The sequence below is a fragment of the Micromonospora sp. RV43 genome, assembly GCF_001029515.1.
Classification (GTDB): domain Bacteria; phylum Actinomycetota; class Actinomycetes; order Mycobacteriales; family Micromonosporaceae; genus Micromonospora; species Micromonospora aurantiaca.
In genome coordinates this window covers 1-2,456 of record NZ_LEKG01000341.1, presented here as the reverse complement: position 1 = coordinate 2,456, position 2,456 = coordinate 1, and the positions used below count along the sequence as shown (strand labels likewise).

Below are 2,456 nucleotides of genomic sequence, written 5' to 3'. Positions count from 1 at the left end.
CCTCCCCCACGCGGACGCCGACGCCCACGCCCACTGTGTCGTCCAGCCCGACCACGCCGGGCGGAGACACCTGCGCGCTGCGGTCCCGGCCGTCCGGCAAGGTGCTTCAGGGCTACTGGGAGAACTGGGACGGCGCAGCGAACGGCGTACACCCCGGCCTCGGCTGGATCCCGATCACCGACTCCCGGATCACCGGGCACGGCTACAACGTGGTGACCGCAGCGTTCCCGGTCATCCGCGCCGACGGCACCGTGCTCTGGGAGGACGGCATGGACGCCGGCGTCAAGGTGCCCACCCCGGCGCAGGTGTGCCAGGCCAAAGCCGCCGGGCTCACAGTGCTGCTGTCCATCGGCGGCGCCACCGCCGGGATCGACCTCAGCTCCAGCGCGGTCGCCGACCGGTTCGTCGCCACCGTCGTGCCGATCCTCAAGCGGCACAACTTCGACGGCATCGACATCGACATCGAGACCGGCCTGACCGGCAGCGGGAACATCAACCAGCTCTCCCCCTCGCAGGCCAACCTGATCCGGATCATCGACGGGGTGCTGGCCCAGATGCCGGCCGGGTTCGGGCTCACCATGGCGCCGGAGACCGCGTACGTCACCGGCGGCAGCGTCACCTACGGCTCGATCTGGGGCGCGTACCTACCGATCGTCAAGAAGTACGCCGACAACGGGCGGCTGTGGTGGCTGAACATGCAGTACTACAACGGCTCGATGTACGGCTGCGCCGGTGACTCGTACCCGGCCGGCACCGTGGCCGGTTTCGTCGCGCAGACCAACTGCCTCGACGCCGGCCTGGTCGTGCAGGGCACCACCATCCGCGTACCGCTCGACCGGCAGGTCCCCGGGCTGCCCGCGCAGGTCGGCGCCGGCGGCGGCTACATGAGCCCGGCGCTGGTGGCCCAGGCGTGGAACACCTACCAGGGCCGGCTCAAGGGCCTGATGACCTGGTCGGTCAACTGGGACGGCTCGAAGGGCTGGACGTTCGCCGACAACGTCCGCTCGCTCCAGGGCCGCTGAGACGCGGCGCGGGGCCCCGCCGGACGGGCGGGGCCCGCGCCGGGTCAGGCGATCTTCTTCGGGGTGATCTTCTTCGGCGTGGTCGGGGAGTCCAGCCAGGCGTTGATCAGCGCGGTGAAGTCGCGGCCCGTCTGCTTGTTGACGAAGGCGATGAACGAGGCCCGGTCCTGCGGCGTGTTGCGCTGCTCCTGGACCCAGGCGCGGGCCAGCGCGAAGAACGCCGCGTCGCCGACCGTCCGGTGGATCTCGCGCAGCATCGCCGCCGGGCACAGGTAGACGTTCCCCTCGGCGAACCGCTTCGGATCGGGTCGGCCGGGCGGACCCAGCTTCTTGCGCAGCACGGCGTCACCCTCGCGCAGGTAACGGTCCAGGCTGGCCTCGCTGAGCTTCAGCGTCTCCTTGGTGTACAGGTCCTGGATGTACTTCGCCCAGCCCTCGTTCAGCCACAGGTCCGTCCAGGTGGTGGGCGTGACCGAGTTGCCGAACCACTGGTGGGCGTACTCGTGCAGCAGGTCGCTGCCCCAGCGGTCCCGGCGGGCCGCGGTGTTCTCGATCTTCCGGCCCATCGTGATCATCTGCTGGGTCTCCATGCCCGACGCCGAGTCCACCACCACGACGCCGCCGGAGGGGAACGGGTACGGGCCGAACTTCTTCTCCAGCCAGGCCAGGTACTGCGGGGACTTCTTCAGGTACGGCAGCAGCTTGTCGTCCGCGCCCTTGCGGTACCAGTAGGTCAGCGGCACGCCGCGCGGCCCCGCCGCGGTCAGCTTCTGGTACTTCCCCACCGCGAGCGTGGTCAGGTAGGTCGCGACCGGGTCGGTGCTCCGGTAGCTGAACGTGGTGCCGGACTGACCGGCGGGCGTGCCGCCGGCGATCGCGGACCAGCCGGCCGGCACTGTCACCCGGATGTCGTAGAGGGCCTCGTCCGACGGCTGGTCGTTCGCCGGGTACCAGGTGAACGCCCCGAACGGCTCCTGCATGGTCCAGAGGCCGCCCTCCTTGGTGACGGTGAGACCCAGGGCCTCGGTGTCCTTGCGGTGCGACGGCATCGGGGTCGTCTTCGGCCGGCCGTGGTAGGTGACCACCAGGGTCACCGGCTCGTCCGCCACCACCGGGGCGGACACGGTCAGCTTCTCCTTCGCCACCGCGCCCGGAACCGTCGCGCCGTCCAGCGTGACGCTGTCGAGCTGGTAGGGCATGAAGTCGAGAACCAGGCTCGGCGCGTCCTTCACCGGCCGGATCCGCAGCGTGGCGGTGCCGGTGAGGGTGGTGGTCGACGGCGCCCACTCCAGCGCGAGGTCGTAGTGCAGGACGTCCAGCGCGTCGGTGCCCCGGGCCGGATAGACCGGGTCGGCCACCGGCGTCGACCGCCCCGCCTGCCAGGCGGCGTAGTCGACGGCGGGCGCGGTCGGGCTCGGCGGAGTGGAGGCGGAG

At 70.9% G+C, this 2,456-nt stretch carries 2 protein-coding genes; one reads left to right on the top strand and one right to left on the bottom strand.

The annotated features are described in order from the left end of the window. The coding region (locus ABD52_RS36980) for a chitinase (protein WP_047894833.1) at positions 1–1,022 on the top strand (1,022 nt) is incomplete at its 5' end. Positions 1,023–1,066: 44 nt separating this feature from the next. Here ABD52_RS36980 and ABD52_RS36975 read toward each other — a convergent pair. After that, the coding region (locus ABD52_RS36975) for a M1 family metallopeptidase (protein ID WP_047894832.1) at positions 1,067–2,456 on the bottom strand (1,390 nt) is incomplete at its 5' end.